The sequence below is a fragment of the Herbaspirillum sp. 3R11 genome (assembly GCF_004563925.1).
Classification (GTDB): domain Bacteria; phylum Pseudomonadota; class Gammaproteobacteria; order Burkholderiales; family Burkholderiaceae_D; genus Herbaspirillum.
In genome coordinates this window covers 765,940-783,351 of sequence record NZ_SPNJ01000002.1, presented here as the reverse complement: position 1 = coordinate 783,351, position 17,412 = coordinate 765,940, and the positions used below count along the sequence as shown (strand labels likewise).

Sequence of the window (17,412 nt, the reverse complement as noted above, 5' to 3'; positions counted from 1 at the left end):
AGGAGATCATCATGAACCAACTGATCGAGCACGGATCCGAGCGCCGCAACAAGCCAGCCACAGCAGCAAATGGCTCCCCCATCACTCGCATCAAGAGCCAGGATCTGTTCCGGCAAATGCGCGAGCTGGAAATCGACCACGGCGGTCGCATTTACAAACTGCGTCTGACGCAGCTGAACAAATTGATTCTGACGGCGTAACCATATTAAGGAGTCGCTTCAGGATTCGTAGTGAAGCGATGTAAAAACCAGCCAGCCAACGGTGATGCCATGCGTTACGCGTTAGCCAGCCAAGCTAGCCGATTAAGGAGAGTTTGATGGTTACCGACAAAATGGATTCCGCTTTCGTGGAACCTAATAACGCACCGGCACAGCCAGAGCTGCTGGTCTCAGCAGTGCTGCATTTGATGTCTCATTACACTGCCAGTAATCAGGAAACCAAAAGCTGCGTCAAATTGGCGTCAGTGATTGAACGACACCTGAAAGCGCTGGCGGATTTGCCGAATCTGGCGCCGGTATTGCGGGCAACTTGCCAACAATTGTCGGAACAGTGGGGAACCGTAGTGGAACGGACAATGCCGCAACCCGAGAAATTTAATCTGTTCGCTCGCATCGTTTCAGGAGCGAGATCCATTTAAGAGCCTACATACCCGGGCGGCAAGGCGTACAATGATCGTATGTGTTTGTAACAACATTTCCGAAGGCAAGATTCACCAGGCAGTGAACGCAGGCATGACCACCATGTCCGAGCTTCGCAAGGAGCTCGGTATTGGCACTTCCTGCGGCAAATGTCACACCTGCGCCAAACATGTCCTCCGTGAATGTCTGAGCAATTCCAATCAAACACGCAACACAGTGCAGACTCTGGTATTCCGTGCGAATACCATGATTGCCTAAAGATCATTCCATTCATGAACGCTTCATCGCCTACTATGAGTAGCAGCTCGTCCAATCCGGTTGGTCTCGCCTGGCGCCAGGTCAAGAAAATCGGCCCGCTCGGCTTCATCATCCTGCTGCACATCGCCTTCTTCTATGCCCTGCAAAGCGGCCTGATCCATCAGGTCGCCAGCGCGATCCCGAAAGAAGTGATCGCAACCTTCATCACGCCTGAACGCGCTCCCGAACCGGCACCGCCAAAAGCGCCACCGGCGCCGCCCAAGGTCGTCCCCGTGGTCAGGAAGTCGGTGACGCCACCGCCGCCGATTCCTGTCACTCAGGCGCCCGCACCGACTGCGATCAGTGCACCGCCTACTCCACCGCAACCGGCCGAACCGTCACCACCCGCCGCTGCTCCTGCGCAGGCCCCGGCATCACCGCCGGGTCCACCGCCGATCAAGCAGATTACCTCCGGCATCGAATACATTGAACCGCCGCGCGTCAACTACCCCGCCGCCTCCAAGCGTATGGGCGAAGAAGGCGTCGTGCAATTCCGGGTACTGGTCAATACCGGCGGCAAAGCCGAAAAAGTCGACATCATCAAGGGCTCGGGCTCGTCCCGCCTGGATGATGAAGCGCGACGCGCAGTCATGCGCGCGGTATTCAAACCCTATATCGAGGACGGCAAGGCCATTGTCGTGTCCGCCACCGGCGTCATCAATTTCAAGCTCGATCGCTAATTTAGTCACTCATTCGTCTATTCATTCAAGTCAATAAGCAAAGGAAGTCATCATGGAAGTAAGTCCGTACGGATTGGAAAGCCTGTGGGCACAGGGGGATTTCGTCACTAAAGGCGTCGCAGTGCTGCTGGTCGCCATGTCGATCGCATCCTGGTATGTCATCGTCACCAAGGCGCTGCAACTGCTGCGCTTCCGTCGCGCATCCGATGCGGCCGGCCATGCATTCTGGGACACCACCAGCCTGCCGGAAGGCGTCGCCACACTGGGCAACGACAATCCATTCGCCGAAGTCGCCAAAGCAGGCGTCACATCGATGAGCCACCATACTGCCCACAAGGGTCACCTGCATGACCAACTGTCGGTCAGCGACTGGGTGACGCTGTCGCTGCGTCAGGCCATCGACGAAGCATCGGGCAAGCTGCAAACCGGCATGGCCGTGCTGGCGTCGGTCGGCTCGACCGCACCGTTCGTCGGTCTGTTCGGCACCGTCTGGGGCATCTACCACGCACTGGTGTCGATCGGCACTTCCGGCCAAGCCAGTATCGACAAGGTCGCAGGCCCTGTCGGCGAAGCGCTGATCATGACTGCGCTGGGTCTGGCAGTGGCGATTCCTGCAACCTTCGGCTACAACGCCCTGGTGCGCGGTAACAAGACCACGATCGCCAAGCTGAACAAGTTCGGCTTCGACCTGCACGCCCTGTTCGTCACCGGCGCCCGCTCTGCTACCGAGGACGCTGAAACAGGCGCCACCAAAAGCGCCAAGCTGACGGCTGTCGGGAGAGCGTAATGGCGATGGGTTCCCTGTCCGATTCGGACGACGATTTCAACCCGGAGATCAACACCACGCCGCTGGTCGACGTGATGCTGGTGCTGCTGATTATTTTCATCATCACCATCCCGGTCATGAACCACGCGGTGAAGATCGATTTGCCGCGCGCCACCAACCAGCCGGATGAGCCGAAACCGCAAAACATCAGCCTGTCGATCGATGCTTCCGGCAAGGTGTTCTGGAATGAAGAAGCGATCGACAGCGAGCAATTGACTGCGCGTATCGCCGAAGCCGCCAAGAAGCAACCGCAACCCGAATTGCACCTGCGCGCTGAACGCACAACGCAATACGAAAAAGTCGCGCAAGTGATGGCGGCGGCCCAGTCGGGCGGCCTGTCAAAGATCGGCTTCGTCACCGACCCGCAAGCGAAATAAGTCTCTGCCGTTTCGCTGCCAGCAAAGCCCCCGCCCTCACCGGCGGGGGCTTTGTTTTTGCAGGCCTGGAACAAATCTCATTGCGCGATAGAAATAAAGTAAGAATGATTCGCGCTAATTTAAGGTGAAGTCTGTAACCCGCTGCGCTATGATGCGTCCGTTCACACGGCTGAGCTTCATGTGCGCCGGATTGCTTATCCGCCCCGCCAGCCGATCTTCTTCCCACCCTATTCTCAGAGGTACCTATGAAAGGCGATCCAGCGGTCATCAAACTGCTCAATGCTCAGTTAACCAACGAACTGACAGCGATCAACCAGTATTTTTTGCACGCCCGCATGTACAAGCATTGGGGCTTTGAAAAGATTGCAAAGAAAGAATACGCAGAATCCATCGGCGAAATGAAACACGCCGACAAGCTGATCGACCGCATCCTGATGCTGGACGGTTTGCCGAACCTGCAGGCCTTGCACAAGCTGATGATCGGCGAGAATACGCCCGAGATGCTGCAATGTGACCTGAACCTGGAAAAAGCTGCGCACAAGACCGTCAAGGAAGGCATTGCCACTTGCGAACAGCATGGCGATTATGTCTCGCGTGAACTGTTCCAGATGATCCTCGACGATACCGAAGAACATATCGACTGGCTCGAAACCCAGCTCGATATCATCGACAAGATCGGCATCCAGAACTACCTGCAAACGCAGATCATCGCAGAGTAAAAGTACCAATCCTGCTTCGAGAGCCGACGCTCTCGGGCGAGGGCGTAAAAAAAGCGCAACCTTTCGGGGTTGCGCTTTTTTTACTTCAGACGCCGTGATCTGCATTGACATGCAGCGACACCGCTCTTACTGCGGGAAGGTATCCTTGAACGACTGACGTTCCGACAGCTTCTCGTACAGGCGCAGCAATTCCGGATAGTTGTCTTTCCACTTGGTTTCCGGGAAACGAAACTCCAGCCATCCCAGCGCACAGCCGACGGCAACGTCCGCCAGGGTGTAGTGATTGCCGACGCAATAATTCTTTTCGCCCAAACCGACCGACATTGCCTTCAAGCCGGCTTCGACCTTACTCCATTGCCGCTTGATCCATTCCGGACTTTGCTGGCGTGTCGGGCGCTTCTTTTCAAGACGAACCAGGATGGCGGCTTCGAGCAAACCATCGGCCAGCGCTTCCCAGCATTTGACTTCGGCGCGCTCGCGACCACTGCTCGGCATCAGCTTGCCCACCGGCGTCAGAATATCGAGGTATTCGGAAATCACGCGCGAGTCGAACATGGCGCCGCCGTCATCCATCATCAGGCACGGCACTTTGCCGAGCGGGTTGAATTGCTGGATCGTGGTGGTCTCACTCCATACGTCTTCCAGCACCAATTCGAAATCGATCTTTTTTTCCGCCATGACAATGCGGACTTTGCGAGCGTAAGGGCTTACCAGCGAGGCGATCAGTTTCATAACATTTCTTGTAATAATCCGGCCCGATTATAGCATCGGGGATTGACCATCAACGCCTGAGACGGCTGTCTGGAGGACAAGCGGCAACGTTACGGATTACGGCCCCGGGCAATGGTAAAATCGCGAGTCATTGCAGGTTCGCAGCGCTGCCGGGCCACTACAGCACGCATTGCAAGCCCCGTGCATCTTATTTTCAACGCCTTTTCATCCGCATATCATCATGTCCCTTTCCGCACTTTCCGCCCTTTCCCCGCTCGACGGCCGTTACGCCGCCAAAACCGACAAGCTGCGTCCCATCCTGTCCGAAGCAGGTTTCATGCATCATCGGGTGAAAGTGGAAATTGCCTGGCTGCAAGCTTTGTCGGCTGCCGGTTTTGCCGAAATCAAGCCGTTCTCCGCCAGCGCCACTGCGCTACTGGACAAACTGGCATCCGACTTCACCGAAGCCGACGCCGCCCGCATCAAGGAAATCGAAGCCGTCACCAACCATGACGTCAAGGCGGTCGAGTACTGGCTCAAGGAAAAGGTCGCGGATGTGCCGGAACTGGTCGCCGCTTCCGAGTTCATCCATTTCGCCTGCACCTCCGAAGACATCAACAATACCTCGCACGGCATGATGCTCAAGTCCGCACGCGACACGGTCGTGTTGCCGGCCTTGCAAGGCCTGATCGCCAAGCTGACCGAACTGGCGCATGAGCACGCCGCCGTGCCGATGATGTCGCGCACCCACGGCCAGCCTGCCAGCCCAACCACGCTGGGCAAGGAAATCGCCAACGTCGTCGCCCGCCTGCAGCGCGCCGTCAAACGCATCGCCGCGGTCGAAATCCTCGGCAAGATGAACGGCGCCGTCGGCAACTACAACGCCCACCTGTCCGCCTATCCGGAAACCGACTGGGCGGCGTTCTCCAAGAACGTCATCGAACAGCGCCTAGGCCTGGTGTTCAATCCGTACACCATCCAGATCGAACCGCACGACTACATGGCCGAACTGTTCGACGCCGTGGCGCGCGCCAATACCATCCTGCTGGATCTGAACCGCGACGTCTGGGGCTACATTTCGCTGGGTTACTTCAAGCAACGCACCAAGGCCGGTGAAATCGGTTCCTCGACCATGCCACACAAGGTCAATCCGATCGACTTCGAGAATTCCGAAGGCAACCTCGGGATGGCCAACGCCGTACTCAAGCACCTGTCGGAAAAACTGCCGGTCTCCCGCTGGCAGCGTGACCTGACCGACTCGACCGTACTGCGCAACATCGGCGTGGCGTTCGGCTATGCGGTGCTGGCCTATGACAGCTGCCTGCGCGGCCTGAACAAGCTGGAAGTCAATCCGGCGCGCCTGGCGGCCGATCTGGACGCCACCTGGGAAGTGCTGGCCGAGCCGGTGCAAACCGTGATGCGCCGCTACGGTATCGAAAATCCGTACGAGCAGTTGAAGGAACTGACCCGCGGCAAAGGCATTTCCAAGGAGGCGCTGCGCGACTTCATCAACGGCCTGGCGATTCCGCAAAGCGCCAAGGACCATTTGCTGGCGATGACGCCAGCAAATTACATCGGCGAAGCGATTGCACTGGCCAAGAATATTTAATGAAGCAAGTGATCGGACGGAAACCAAAGCCGTCCGATCCACTCCAATCGCGCGGTAATCAGCTTCATTCATAGCATCAATGGATGAGTGAAATCAAATCTGCCCATCTATTGCCGTCGATGAAAACACCTTATTCTGCTGAGTTAGCCTGCCGCTACGACGCAACCGCGGAAGATCAGACTCCGCATGCAGTCGCGCCGGTGCCTGTACGATCCGGCACCGCCTGCCGTCCAACCTGATACTCCACCAGCAATCGCCATGGAACGCTACACAAAACCCGCCGTCCTGCTGCACTGGCTCATTGCGCTGCTGATCATCGCCGCCTTTGCGCTCGGCCTGACGATGACCAACATTCCCGGCCTGACGCCGACCAAGCTCAAATATTTTTCCTGGCATAAATGGTTGGGAGTGACCGTGCTGGGCCTGGCTTGCCTGCGCTTGCTCTGGCGCCTGACGCATGCAGCGCCGCCGTATCCGGTGCAGATGCCGCGCTGGCAGCAGAGCGCCGCGCACGCGCTGCATTTCCTGCTCTATATTCTGATTTTCGCGATTCCGGTTTCCGGCTACCTGTACAGTCTTGCGGCCGGCATTCCCGTGGTCTATCTCGGCCTGGTGCCGCTGCCGGTCATCATTGATCCGAATCCCGAACTCAAACCCTTGCTCAAGCTGGTGCATTACTGGCTGAACATGACTTTGCTAGCCGCTTTCTGCCTGCATGTGCTGGCCGCCCTGAAGCATCAGTTCATCGATCGCGACGGCGTGCTCAGACGTATCCTGCCCTGATCCTCTTTCTCAAGGAAATTTCATGACTCTGCGTACTACATTGGTCCACGCCATGGTCGGCGGCATCGCCGTCTTCGGCCTGGTTGCCTCCACCGCCGCAGTTGCGGCGCCGCTCAAAGTCGACGCTGCCAAAAGCACCGTCGGCGCCGTCTTCAAGCAATTGAACGTGCCGGTCGAAGCAAAATTCAAGAAATTCGTCGCGCAAATCGACTTCGACGGCGCCAAACCTGACGCCGCCAAAGCCAGCGTGGACATCGACATCACCAGCTTCGATCTGGGCGAAGCCGAGTACAACAAGGAAGTGCTGAAGAAGGAGTGGTTCAACGCCGCGCAATTCCCCAAGGCTACCTTCGTCGCCAGCTCGATCAAGCCGACCGCAGGCGCGCCCGCCGGCACCAAGTATGACGTCGCCGGCAAGCTGACCATCAAGGGCAAGACTGCGGACGTGCACTTCCCGCTGACGGTCAAGAAGGAAGGCAGCGGCCAGACCTTTGACGGCGCCTTGCCGATCAAGCGCCTCGCGTTCAACATCGGCGAAGGCGAATGGAAAGACACCGGCATGGTTGCCGACGAAGTAACGATCAAGTTCCACGTCGTCACCACGCCTTGAGACTGACTCATCACAAAGCGTTTCGATACTCAACTAACTGCTTATTAGCGCTCACCGAAAAGGATTCACCATGAAACTGAAATTCGCTCTGATTTCCCTGCTGGCCGTGACATCGGTCTCGGCCTTCGCTGCCGACACCTACACCATCGACCCAAGCCATACCTACCCAAGCTTTGAAGCCGATCATATGGGCATTTCCGTGTGGCGCGGCAAGTTCACCAAGACTTCCGGCACCGTGACGCTGGATCGCGCAGCCAAGACCGGCTCGCTGGACATCACCATCGACGCATCGTCGGTCGACTTCGGCCACGCCAAGCTCAATGACCACGTCAAGAGCGCCGACGTGTTCGACGTGCAGAAATTCCCGACTGCCACGTACAAGGGTACGTCGATCAAGTTCGAAGGCGACAAGCCGGTTGCCGTCGACGGCGAGCTGACTTTGCATGGCGTGACCAAGCCGGTGCAGTTAAAGATCAACAAGTTCACTTGCATCCAGCATCCGATGCTCAAGCGTGAAGTCTGCGGCGCCGACGCATCGGGTACGTTCAACCGTACTGACTTCGGCATCAACTACGCCGTGCCGCCGTTCGCACCGGAAATCAAGCTGGCGATCCAGGTCGAAGCGATCAAGTCCAACTGATCCGTCTCTCTTCTGAAAAAGGCCGATGCGCGTCATGCGTATCGGCCTTTTTTGTTTTATGTCATAGGCCACGCTGACGCTCCCGCACATAATGGCGTGCGCCTGAAAGCATTCCCCAGCCTGCCTTGCACGACGACGGAAGCGCTGCTCCGGTGCAAGTTTTTTGAAAACGCGCTACTCTAGCGCAGTTCCCGCGGTACCCATTTAGGATAAAGCAACGATGTCGATAGCAGATCTTCGCAAGGATTACAGCCGTGCCAGTTTGTCGGAAAACGACGTCGCCGCTGATCCTGTTGTTCAATTTTCAACATGGTTCGATGAGGCGCTGAAAGCGGAACTCCCCGAACCCAATGCCATGAGCATCGCCACCGTCGGCGCCGATGGCCGGCCGTCATCGCGCATTGTGCTGCTCAAGCAGGTCGACGCCGACGGTTTTACCTGGTTCACCAACTATCACAGCCGCAAGGGACGCGACATCGCGGAACATCCTTATGTCGCCTTATTGTTCCATTGGGTAGAACTAGAACGCCAGGTTCGCATCGAAGGAAAGATAGAACAGGTTGCCGCCGCCGAAAGCGACGCCTATTTTCTCAGTCGTCCGCTGCGCAGCCAGTTGGGCGCCATCGCGTCCGAACAAAGCGCCCCGGTCGACAAGCGCGAAACGCTCGAAAAACAGTTCGCCGCGGTGGAACAAGAGTACGGCACGCATCCAGTCCGCCCGGCGCATTGGGGCGGTTACCGGGTGATACCGGAAAAAATCGAATTCTGGCAAGGCCGGCCGTCACGGCTGCATGACCGCGTTGTCTATACCCGCGGTGCAGACGGTGCATGGAGCCGGCAGCGCCTGCAGCCCTAGTTCGTCCTTGTTGACGACGCCATCGGAAAGGGCCGCGCTACAGCATCATTACTCGCACGGAGGGAATTATCGTGTTTTGGGAAAAGAAGCTAGCAGCTTGGGTCGACAACGTACGACATGCAACGGCACTGCCGTTGCGCCTTGAGTTATGGAACGGCAGCCGATTCGATTTCAGCGACAACGCGCCGCAGGTCACCTTGCGCGTGCCGCACGTCTCGGCGCTGCCCTATCTGTTCCGTCCCTCGCTCTCCAATCTGGGAGAAGCCTACGTCGAAGGCAAGATTGACGTCGAAGGCCCCGTCGCCAGCATCATCAACGTCGCCAACCAGCTCGCCGCCAAAACTCTGAAGGCCGAAGGCAAGCTGTCGCGCATCGTCCGTACGGTACGCCACAGCAAAGAAAAAGACGCTGAGGCAATTCGTTACCACTATGACGTCTCGAACGAGTTTTACAAACTCTTCCTGGACGAGAACATGGTGTACTCCTGCGCCTACTTCGAGAACGGCGACGAAGATCTCGCCACCGCGCAGATCAAGAAGATCGACCACATTCTCACCAAGATCAAGGTGCGCCCCGGCGACAAACTGCTCGATATCGGCTGCGGTTGGGGTGCGCTGGTGCTGCGCGCGGCACAGAAATTCGGCGCGCAATGTGTCGGAGTCACGCTCTCGGAGAACCAGTATGCGCTGGCCAGGGAGCGCGTCGAAAAAGCCGGCCTGAGCGACCGCATTGAAATCCGGCTGCAGGATTATCGCGACGTCACCGGCACCTTCGACCGCATCACCAGCGTCGGCATGTTCGAACACGTCGGCCTGAAGAACCTGCCGATGTACTTTGCGCATGTCAACTCGCTGCTTGCCGATGACGGACTGGTGATGAATCATGGCATCACGAGCACGGATATTGAAAATGGCGAATCACCCTATGGCGGCGGCGAATTCGTCGACAAATATGTGTTCCCCGCCGGTGAGTTGCCGCATGTCAGCCTGGTCCTGAAGACCATGCAACAAGGCGGCCTGGAAGTCTTCGACGTTGAAAACCTGCGCCGTCACTACGCCAGGACCTGCGCCCTCTGGGCCGACAACTTCGAAGCACACGCAGATGAAATCAAGAAGCTGACCGACGAGAAGCGCTACCGCATCTGGCGCGTGTATCTTGCCGGCAGTGCGCATTGCTTCGACAAGGACTGGATTTCGCTCTATCAGGTCGTGTGCGGCAAAGCGAATCGTCCCGCCGCCGCCTTACCGCAATCGCGACGATATATCTACGGCGCTCAGCAGCAATGACGGGATTGTCGTCCACATGAAAACAGCCGGCACGTGGCCGGCTGTTTCTTTTTCCTGCTCCTGCTCTTGTTTACTCCTGCTTGCTCTTGGCAGCAAACACTTCCCGGAATTTAGCCAGTTTCGGCGCCACCACAAATGCACAATAGCCTTGGAACGGATGTTGCTGAAAGTAATTCTGATGGTAGTCCTCGGCCTTGTAATACTTTTCCACCGGGCTCAGTTCCGTCACCAATGGTGCATCCCATACCAGCGCCATCTCTGCGATGATGTGCTTCGCCGTATCCTGCTGCTCCGGCGAGTCGTAATAAATCACCGAACGGTACTGAGTACCGACGTCGTTGCCCTGGCGATTCAACGTGGTCGGGTCGTGGATGGTGAAGAAGATTTCCAGAATTTCCCGAAAACTGATGAGCGCCGGGTCGAAACTCAGCTTCACCACTTCTGCGTGACCGGTATCGCCGTTGCAAACCTGTTCATAAGTCGGATTCGGCACCTTGCCGCCGGTGTAGCCGGACTCCACGTGCTGCACGCCCTTGAGCTGCTGGTACACCGCTTCCAGGCACCAGAAACACCCACCGCCGAGAACTGCTGTTTCAGTTGAAGTACTCACGATCGCTCCTGCATATTGATTCAAATGGGCTTTTGCAGCTGTATTTTGCAATTTGTGCTCGCATAACTACGTTTATACCATTGCTTGCGAACAAAAACATGGCAACGAAAAAACGCCCTCTGACGAACAAGTTCAAGCGAGGTATTTTTGCTTCGAAACTAAATCAATAGTTAACCAATTTACGTACTCCATAATTACATTTCAGGCACCTATGGGAGGTGCAGGACAGGGCTTTGAGTTACGTGCGATGATTTTTTGGGCATAATGTCCTACTTGTCAGAACCGTTTCCACAGGTCTTAGATGCATTCTCGCTCCCCGCGCGCCACTACGCGCGCTTTTGACGCACCCCATTTCCGCAAGGCATTGTCCCAGTTCGCGACCGGCGTCACCGTCATCACAACGCGCCTGGACGACGGCACTTTGCTGGGACTGACCGCGAGCTCGTTCAATTCTGTGTCGCTGACGCCGCCGCTGGTGCTGTGGAGCCTGTCAGAACAGGCAAGCAGCATGCCGGTATTCTCCGGTAATTCGCACTATGTCATCAACATCCTCGGCGCCAATCAGGCAGCCCTGGCGGAACAGTTTGCGCGAAAATCGACAGACCGTTTCGATGGCGTCGAATATACCTTGTCGCGCACCGGCCAGCCGGTGCTCAAAGGTGTTTCGGCCTGGTTCGAATGTCATAATCGCAGCCGCTATCCGGAGGGCGACCACGTCATTTTCGTCGGTGAGGTGGAGCATTGCGAAGTAATGCCACAGGCAGCGCTGGTGTTCCATGATGGACGATTCGCGAAGACCGACGAGATCTGAAAATACTTTCCCAAATAAAAAAGCGCCCGAAGGCGCTTTTTTATTTTCAGCACTGCAAGAAATCAGAACTTGTAGCCAACCGACAGGAAGGTGACGATCGGATTCAGAGTCAGACTGGTAGACGACTTGAATTGCGTGCCGGTAGGCAGTGTAGTCGTGATGTCGGCCTTGGTCTTGAGGGGAATGTACGCGACCGAGAAACCCAGCGACCAATTTTGATCGAAGTTATAGGTTGCACCCACGTTCAGGACCGGCGCCAGGGAGGAGCTCAGATCTGCTGTGGATTTGCCGGCAGTAGTCGCACCATTAGAGAAGCGGCTCGCCAACGCGCCCTGGAACTGACTGGTCAGCTCGACATCCGAGTACCACACATACGACACACCAGCGCCCACGAACGGACGGAACTTGCTGTTGCCGTCGCCGAAATACCATTTCGCGATGATTGCCGGACTCCATTGCTTGGCCTTGCCCAATTCACCTGCGCTTGCCAGCGTTCCGGTGCCGGTCAGCTTGAACGTTGGCGGAATGCCGACGTCAGTTGTCAGCGCGAAGTTATCGGTGAAGAAATGCGTGAAGGCGATACCCAATGTATCCGCATTGCCGACCGCAGCACCGCTGCCTGGCAGGGTAGTCTGGATTGGGCTGTTGACACGCAAAGTTTCGCTCGAATCTTGCGGCGCCAGATGGAACCATCCCAGATTGACGATGTTGCTGCCGGCGGTTTGTGCCATTGCTGGCGCAGCGAAAGCGGCAGCGATGGACAGCGCAGCGATTTTTGGCAAAAGGGAAAATTGTTGCTTCATGTGTCGTCTCCAAATGTGAAGGGCTGCGCCCTGTTTTATAAATTATTCCGACTATGGTTCGGAAGTGTCGGCAACGTTGTTCGTCGCCTGTTCTTGTTGAATGCACATTGGGAACGGTTGCCCTCCCGTCTTACATTCATCTGACAAAAAGAACGCGCGTGCTATTCTTTTGCGATACTATGCCAGCTTTAATTCGCTTTGTATAGACGTGTATTTTTTTGGCAACTGGAAATAATTTCCAGGCCAAAAACAGTGCGGAAGAAGAGAAAAAAAGAACGTCAGGTCGCCAATAAACGCGACAGAATTCCGGTCGAATCGAAGGCTGCCCGACGCAGCCGATCATTGATGCCTTGCCATTCCGCAGTCTGCGGCAATGACTCCACCACGATGACGTCAGCCGCTTCATGATCCATATCCCGCAACGCAGCATACAGATCATGAGCATAGCGATCAGCATCCGCCGGCATGGCCACCGAAGCATGCGCCGGCATTGCCGCGGTGCGATAAATCAACGCTGTTTTGTAACTGCCGGCAGCGAGCTGTTGCAGCACGCCGGCGAGTTGTTCCGGCGCCACCTGGGCCACCGGCGTATGCGGCGCATAGTGCGCATCGAGCGTACCTGAGGCGCGCGGCGCGGCCGCATCGGGCGCGCGCGGCGCGGCACCCAGCACTGCAGCAATCTGATCCACGCTGATCTGGCCGGGGCGCAGCAAGACGGCGCCATGGGTTTCCACGCGCGACAGATCGACGATGGTTGATTCGATGCCGACTTCGCTTTGCCCGCCATCCAGGACGTAATCAAGCAGGCTGTCGGCTTCGCTGAATTCTTCGCGCACGTGTTGCGCCGTGGTCGGACTCACGTGACCGAACTTGTTGGCGGAGGGTCCGGCGACGCCGCCCTTGCCACCCTTGAATTCACGCAGCAGAGCCTGCGCAACCGGATGCGATGGACAACGCACGCCGATCGAATCCTGACCGCCGGAAGCGGCCGCCGGAACATGCGCGGCGCGCTTGAGAATCAGCGTCAGCGGACCGGGCCAGAATGCTGCAATCAATGCATGCGCCTGCGCCGGCACCTCGGCGGCCCAATAGGAAATATCTGCTTCAGGAGCGACGTGAACAATGACGGGATGATTGGCGGGGCGACCTTTGGCGGCATAGATGTCGGCGATCGCTGCAGCGTTCTCTGCATCGCCGCCGAGACCGTATACCGTCTCGGTAGGGAACGCCACCAGCTTGCCGGCCTCCAGCTTGCGTGCGGCGAGCCGCACCGCATCCATGTCGATCGTCATCATTGAAAAATCCTTACAGCGCGATGCCGAGAATGGCGCATGCGGCAGCCAGTTGCGCCTGCGCCTGCGCCATGGTCGGTGCGACGAAGGTGACGTGTCCCATCTTGCGTGCGCGGCGCGCCTGCGCTTTGCCGTACAGATGCAGATGTGCACCCGGCAGCGCCAAAATCTTGTCCCAGGCCGGCTCACGCATGCTGTCGTTGTCACCGCCGCTGTCACCTTCATACCAGACGTCGCCGAGGATGTTCAACATCACCGCCGGCGAATGCTGGCGCACGTCGCCCAGCGGCAATCGCGCCATGGCGCGCGCCTGTTGTTCGAACTGGCTGGTGATGCAGGCGTCGATGGTGTAGTGACCGCTGTTGTGCGGACGCGGCGCCATTTCGTTGACGACCAGCGAACCGTCCGTCAACACGAAGAATTCTATACACAGCACGCCGACATAATCGAGCTTGGCAATGATCGCCAGTGCGGCGTCTTGCGCCTTCTTTGCAACAGCATCAGAGACATGATCCGATGGCACAGTGGTGGTAAACAAAATGCCGTCGCGATGAACGTTCTCGGCAATCGGATACACCACAGCGGCGCCATCGGCGCCACGCGCGACCAGCACCGACACCTCATAGGCGAGCGGCAGCATTTTTTCCAGCAGGCAGGTCACGCCCTTCATCTCGGCAAACGCTGCCTTGACGTCGGCGATGCTGCGCACGCGCACCTGGCCTTTGCCGTCGTAGCCCATGCGCACGGTCTTCAGAATCCCGGGCAACAAGTCTGCCGGAATCGCATCGATATCCGCTTCGGCGGCAATGATCTTGTGCGGAGCCGGCTGTACGCCGGAGGCAGCGCTGCAATCAACGAAGAAACGCTTTTCGGCGATACGGTCCTGCGCAATCGAGACGCCGGCAGCCGACGGCGCGACATAGGTTTTTGCGGCCAGAACGGCAAGGCTGTCGGCGGAGACGTTTTCAAATTCGGTCGTGACCGCACCGCACAATGAAGCCAATTCTTCCAGACCCTTGGCATCGGTATAAGACGTCCGGATCAGGCGATCGGCGACTTGTCCGGCCGGGCAATCTTCTTCCTGCTCCAGCACGGCGACCTTGAAACCCATCGCCTGCGCGGCGTGAGCAAACATGCGGCCGAGTTGGCCGCCGCCCATCACGCCCAGCCAGGTGGCCGGCGTCGTGGTGGGGATCGAAACGGTATTCAACGGGGACTGCTTCTGACTCATAACGGCAACTTCATATCCAGGGCAACTTGCGTTTGCTTGACGCGGAAGGCTTCCAGCTTCGCAGCCAGGGCATCGTCGGTGGTCGCCAGCATGGCGATGGCCGACAAGGCCGCATTGGCCGCGCCGGCTTCGCCGATTGCATACGTTGCGACCGGAATGCCCTTGGGCATTTGCACGATGGACAGCAGCGAATCTTCGCCGCGCAGATACTTCGACGGCACCGGCACACCCAGCACCGGCACGATGGTCTTGGCTGCGATCATGCCCGGCAGATGCGCTGCGCCGCCGGCGCCTGCGATGATGGCGCGCAGACCGCGTCCACGCGCTTTCTCGGCGTAATCGAACATCTGGTCCGGCATGCGATGCGCGGAGACGACCTGTGCCTCGTGCGGGATGCCGAATTCCTTCAGGATCGCCACAGCGTGCTGCATCACGTCCCAGTCGGACGAGGATCCCATGACCACGCCGACGACCGGCGCTTGTGCGTTGTGCTCGCTCATGTCAGTCCTTCAGCGAATTGCCGGTCAGACGCTCCAGCGCTTCACGGTACTTGGCGCCGGTCTTTTCGATCACTTCGGCAGGCAGTGCAGGCGCAGGCGGCGTCTTCTTCCAGCCGTCGACGGTTTCCAGATAGTCGCGCACGAACTGCTTGTCGAACGACGGCGGCGAGATGCCGACCTTGTAGCTGTCGGCAGGCCAGAAGCGCGACGAATCGGCCGTCAGCACTTCGTCCATCAGGTGCAGCACGCCGTTGTCGTCGAGGCCGAATTCGAACTTGGTGTCGGCAATGATGATGCCGCGCGTCGCTGCGTAGTCGGCGGCAGTCTTGTACAGCTTGATGCTGATGTCGCGCATCTTGTTGGCCAGTTCGCTACCGATGCGTTGTTCCATGTCGGCGAAGCTGATGTTTTCGTCGTGCTCGCCGAGGTCGGCTTTGGCCGCCGGCGTGAAGATCGGCTCGGCCAGCTTGGCCGCTTGCTGCAAGCCTTCGGGCAATTTGATGCCGCAGATCGAACCGGTGTCCTGATAGTCCTTCCAGCCGGAGCCGATGATGTAGCCGCGCACCACCGCTTCCACCAGGATCGGCTTGAGGCGCTTGGCGACGACGGCGCGGCCGCGTACCTGTTCGACTTCATTGGCGGCAACCACGGTTTCCGGAGCGATGCCGGTCAAATGATTCGGCACGATGTCGCCCAGCTTCTCGAACCAGAAATCCGACATCTGGTTCAACACTTTGCCCTTGCCCGGAATCGGCTCGTTCATGATGACGTCGAACGCAGACAGGCGGTCGGTCGTCACGATCAGCAGCTTGTCGTCGCCGACGGCGTAGTTGTCGCGTACCTTGCCGTTGCCCAGCAGGGGAAGTGAAGTGATGGAAGTTTTGTAGAGGCTGGTCATGTTGATTCCGGTCATTCCGTGGGTTGAAGGTCAGGGATTCGGGGTTACCCTGGAACGGCGAAAGCGCCGTTTTTCTGCCCACCTTTAAAGTCAAAAAACCGGGACTGCTGTTGCCAGTCCCGGTCGCTTGGTCCGCTCGCCAGTCGTCTTATTGCACGATCTGGGAGAGCTCGCCCTTCTTGTATTTCTCTGCAATCTTTTCCAGCGGGATCGCCTTGATCTTGCCGGCCTGGCCTTCGCAGCCGAACGACAGGTAGCGCGCCTTGCACACCAGCTTCGCTGCTTCACGGGCAGGCTTGAGGTAATCGCGCGGATCGAACTTGCCTGGATTTTCCATCAGGTAGCGACGGATCGCGCCGGTCATCGCCAATCGGATGTCGGTGTCGATGTTGATCTTGCGCACGCCGTGCTTGATGCCTTCCTGGATCTCTTCCACCGGCACGCCGTAGGTTTCCTTCATGTCGCCGCCAAACTCGCGGATTTCAGCCAGCAGTTCCTGAGGAACCGAGGACGAACCGTGCATCACCAGATGGGTGTTCGGAATGCGTGCGTGGATTTCCTTGATGCGATCGATGGCGAGGATGTCGCCGGTCGGCTTGCGCGAAAACTTGTAGGCGCCGTGCGAGGTACCGATGGCGATGGCCAGCGCGTCGCATTGGGTCTGCTTGACGAAGTCGGCGGCTTGCGCGACGTCGGTCAGCAACTGTTCGCGCGTCATCTTGCCGTCGGCGCCGTGGCCGTCTTCCTTGTCGCCCATCATGGTTTCCAGCGAACCGAGCACGCCCAGTTCGGCTTCCACCGTGACGCCGATGGCGTGCGAGAACTCGACCACCTTGCGCGAGACTTCGACGTTGTACTCGTAGCTGGCGACGGACTTGCCGTCTTCCATCAGCGAGCCGTCCATCATCACCGAAGTGAAGCCGGACTTGATCGCTGCCATGCAGACTGCCGGCGACTGGCCGTGGTCCTGGTGCATGACGACCGGGATGTGCGGATAGGCTTCGACCGCGGCTTCGATCAGGTGGCGCAGGAACGCTTCACCGGCATATTTACGTGCTCCGGCGGAGGCTTGCATGATGACTGGCGCGCCAACTTCGTCGGCAGCCTGCATGATCGCAGTGACTTGCTCCAGATTGTTGACGTTGAAGGCTGGCAGACCGTAGCCGTTTTCGGCGGCGTGGTCCAGCAATTGACGCATGGATACGAGAGGCATGATAGAACTCCAGAACGATAAA

The 17,412-nt window shown here is 58.0% G+C and carries 22 protein-coding genes; 14 read left to right on the top strand and 8 right to left on the bottom strand.

What is annotated here, in order from left to right; genetic code table 11:
- Window positions 1-11: 11 nt before the first annotated feature.
- From E4P32_RS11900 to bfr, 7 genes are all read left to right on the top strand, one after another.
- Complete coding sequence (locus tag E4P32_RS11900; RefSeq protein ID WP_094565288.1) at window positions 12-200, top strand: hemin uptake protein HemP; 189 nt, start codon at window positions 12-14, stop codon at window positions 198-200.
- A gap of 116 nt (window positions 201-316) precedes the next feature.
- A complete protein-coding gene (locus E4P32_RS11895; RefSeq protein WP_016832156.1) occupies window positions 317-637 on the top strand; it encodes a hypothetical protein in 321 nt (106 codons plus the stop codon).
- A 31-nt stretch (window positions 638-668) separates the two neighbouring features.
- A complete protein-coding gene (locus E4P32_RS11890; RefSeq protein ID WP_083830777.1) occupies window positions 669-896 on the top strand; it encodes a (2Fe-2S)-binding protein in 228 nt (75 codons plus the stop codon).
- Window positions 897-910: 14 nt separating this feature from the next.
- Window positions 911-1,615, top strand: coding sequence for an energy transducer TonB (locus E4P32_RS11885; RefSeq protein ID WP_116434010.1), 705 nt, complete (start codon window positions 911-913; stop codon window positions 1,613-1,615).
- Window positions 1,616-1,667: 52 nt separating this feature from the next.
- Window positions 1,668-2,402, top strand: a complete 735-nt coding sequence (locus E4P32_RS11880) for a MotA/TolQ/ExbB proton channel family protein (RefSeq protein WP_016832158.1) — start codon at window positions 1,668-1,670, stop codon at window positions 2,400-2,402.
- Window positions 2,402-2,818, top strand: a complete 417-nt coding sequence (locus E4P32_RS11875; protein ID WP_116434011.1) for a biopolymer transporter ExbD — start codon at window positions 2,402-2,404, stop codon at window positions 2,816-2,818. The genes E4P32_RS11880 and E4P32_RS11875 overlap by 1 nt, the downstream gene beginning before the upstream one ends.
- A gap of 245 nt (window positions 2,819-3,063) precedes the next feature.
- Entirely contained in the window at window positions 3,064-3,537 is a 474-nt protein-coding gene (gene bfr, locus E4P32_RS11870; protein WP_116434012.1) for a bacterioferritin, read from the top strand.
- A 126-nt stretch (window positions 3,538-3,663) separates the two neighbouring features.
- Here bfr and E4P32_RS11865 read toward each other — a convergent pair whose 3' ends face one another.
- Window positions 3,664-4,269: a glutathione S-transferase N-terminal domain-containing protein gene (locus E4P32_RS11865; RefSeq protein ID WP_116434013.1), complete on the bottom strand. Its 606-nt coding sequence runs from the start codon at window positions 4,267-4,269 to the stop codon at window positions 3,664-3,666.
- A gap of 220 nt (window positions 4,270-4,489) precedes the next feature.
- Between E4P32_RS11865 and purB the strand changes: the two genes are divergently transcribed.
- The 6 genes from purB (at window position 4,490) to E4P32_RS11835 (ending at window position 10,032) form a co-directional block, all read left to right on the top strand.
- Window positions 4,490-5,857, top strand: coding sequence for an adenylosuccinate lyase (gene purB / locus E4P32_RS11860; RefSeq protein WP_116434014.1), 1,368 nt, complete (start codon window positions 4,490-4,492; stop codon window positions 5,855-5,857).
- A gap of 258 nt (window positions 5,858-6,115) precedes the next feature.
- The gene (locus tag E4P32_RS11855) at window positions 6,116-6,640 is read left to right on the top strand and encodes a cytochrome b (protein WP_116434015.1); all 525 of its coding nucleotides are present in this window, start codon (window positions 6,116-6,118) and stop codon (window positions 6,638-6,640) included.
- 52 nt (window positions 6,641-6,692) lie between these two features.
- Complete coding sequence (locus tag E4P32_RS11850) at window positions 6,693-7,250, top strand: YceI family protein (RefSeq protein ID WP_116434016.1); 558 nt, start codon at window positions 6,693-6,695, stop codon at window positions 7,248-7,250.
- Between the two features lie 70 nt (window positions 7,251-7,320).
- Window positions 7,321-7,890, top strand: coding sequence for a YceI family protein (locus E4P32_RS11845; RefSeq protein WP_116434017.1), 570 nt, complete (start codon window positions 7,321-7,323; stop codon window positions 7,888-7,890).
- A gap of 220 nt (window positions 7,891-8,110) precedes the next feature.
- On the top strand, window positions 8,111-8,746 hold the full coding sequence (gene pdxH / locus E4P32_RS11840) for a pyridoxamine 5'-phosphate oxidase (protein ID WP_116434018.1): 636 nt from the start codon (window positions 8,111-8,113) through the stop codon (window positions 8,744-8,746).
- 71 nt (window positions 8,747-8,817) lie between these two features.
- Entirely contained in the window at window positions 8,818-10,032 is a 1,215-nt protein-coding gene (locus E4P32_RS11835; RefSeq protein ID WP_116434019.1) for a cyclopropane-fatty-acyl-phospholipid synthase family protein, read from the top strand.
- A 70-nt stretch (window positions 10,033-10,102) separates the two neighbouring features.
- Here the strand turns inward: E4P32_RS11835 and msrA are convergent, their stop codons facing one another.
- Entirely contained in the window at window positions 10,103-10,642 is a 540-nt protein-coding gene (gene msrA, locus E4P32_RS11830; RefSeq protein WP_167735747.1) for a peptide-methionine (S)-S-oxide reductase MsrA, read from the bottom strand.
- 301 nt (window positions 10,643-10,943) lie between these two features.
- Between msrA and E4P32_RS11825 the strand changes: the two genes are divergently transcribed.
- The gene (locus tag E4P32_RS11825) at window positions 10,944-11,453 is read left to right on the top strand and encodes a flavin reductase family protein (protein ID WP_116434020.1); all 510 of its coding nucleotides are present in this window, start codon (window positions 10,944-10,946) and stop codon (window positions 11,451-11,453) included.
- Window positions 11,454-11,515: 62 nt separating this feature from the next.
- Here E4P32_RS11825 and E4P32_RS11820 read toward each other — a convergent pair whose 3' ends face one another.
- From E4P32_RS11820 to fba, 6 genes are all read right to left on the bottom strand, one after another.
- A complete protein-coding gene (locus E4P32_RS11820) occupies window positions 11,516-12,256 on the bottom strand; it encodes an OmpW family outer membrane protein (RefSeq protein WP_116434021.1) in 741 nt (246 codons plus the stop codon).
- A 278-nt stretch (window positions 12,257-12,534) separates the two neighbouring features.
- Window positions 12,535-13,551: an L-threonylcarbamoyladenylate synthase gene (locus E4P32_RS11815; protein ID WP_116434022.1), complete on the bottom strand. Its 1,017-nt coding sequence runs from the start codon at window positions 13,549-13,551 to the stop codon at window positions 12,535-12,537.
- A 10-nt stretch (window positions 13,552-13,561) separates the two neighbouring features.
- Entirely contained in the window at window positions 13,562-14,779 is a 1,218-nt protein-coding gene (locus tag E4P32_RS11810; protein WP_116434023.1) for a 5-(carboxyamino)imidazole ribonucleotide synthase, read from the bottom strand.
- Window positions 14,776-15,279: a 5-(carboxyamino)imidazole ribonucleotide mutase gene (purE, locus tag E4P32_RS11805; protein ID WP_116434024.1), complete on the bottom strand. Its 504-nt coding sequence runs from the start codon at window positions 15,277-15,279 to the stop codon at window positions 14,776-14,778. Before purE ends, E4P32_RS11810 begins: the two co-directional genes overlap by 4 nt.
- 1 nt (window position 15,280) lies before the next feature.
- Window positions 15,281-16,177, bottom strand: coding sequence for a phosphoribosylaminoimidazolesuccinocarboxamide synthase (locus E4P32_RS11800; protein WP_116434616.1), 897 nt, complete (start codon window positions 16,175-16,177; stop codon window positions 15,281-15,283).
- Between the two features lie 148 nt (window positions 16,178-16,325).
- On the bottom strand, window positions 16,326-17,390 hold the full coding sequence (gene fba, locus E4P32_RS11795) for a class II fructose-bisphosphate aldolase (RefSeq protein WP_116434025.1): 1,065 nt from the start codon (window positions 17,388-17,390) through the stop codon (window positions 16,326-16,328).
- Window positions 17,391-17,412 lie beyond the last annotated feature (22 nt).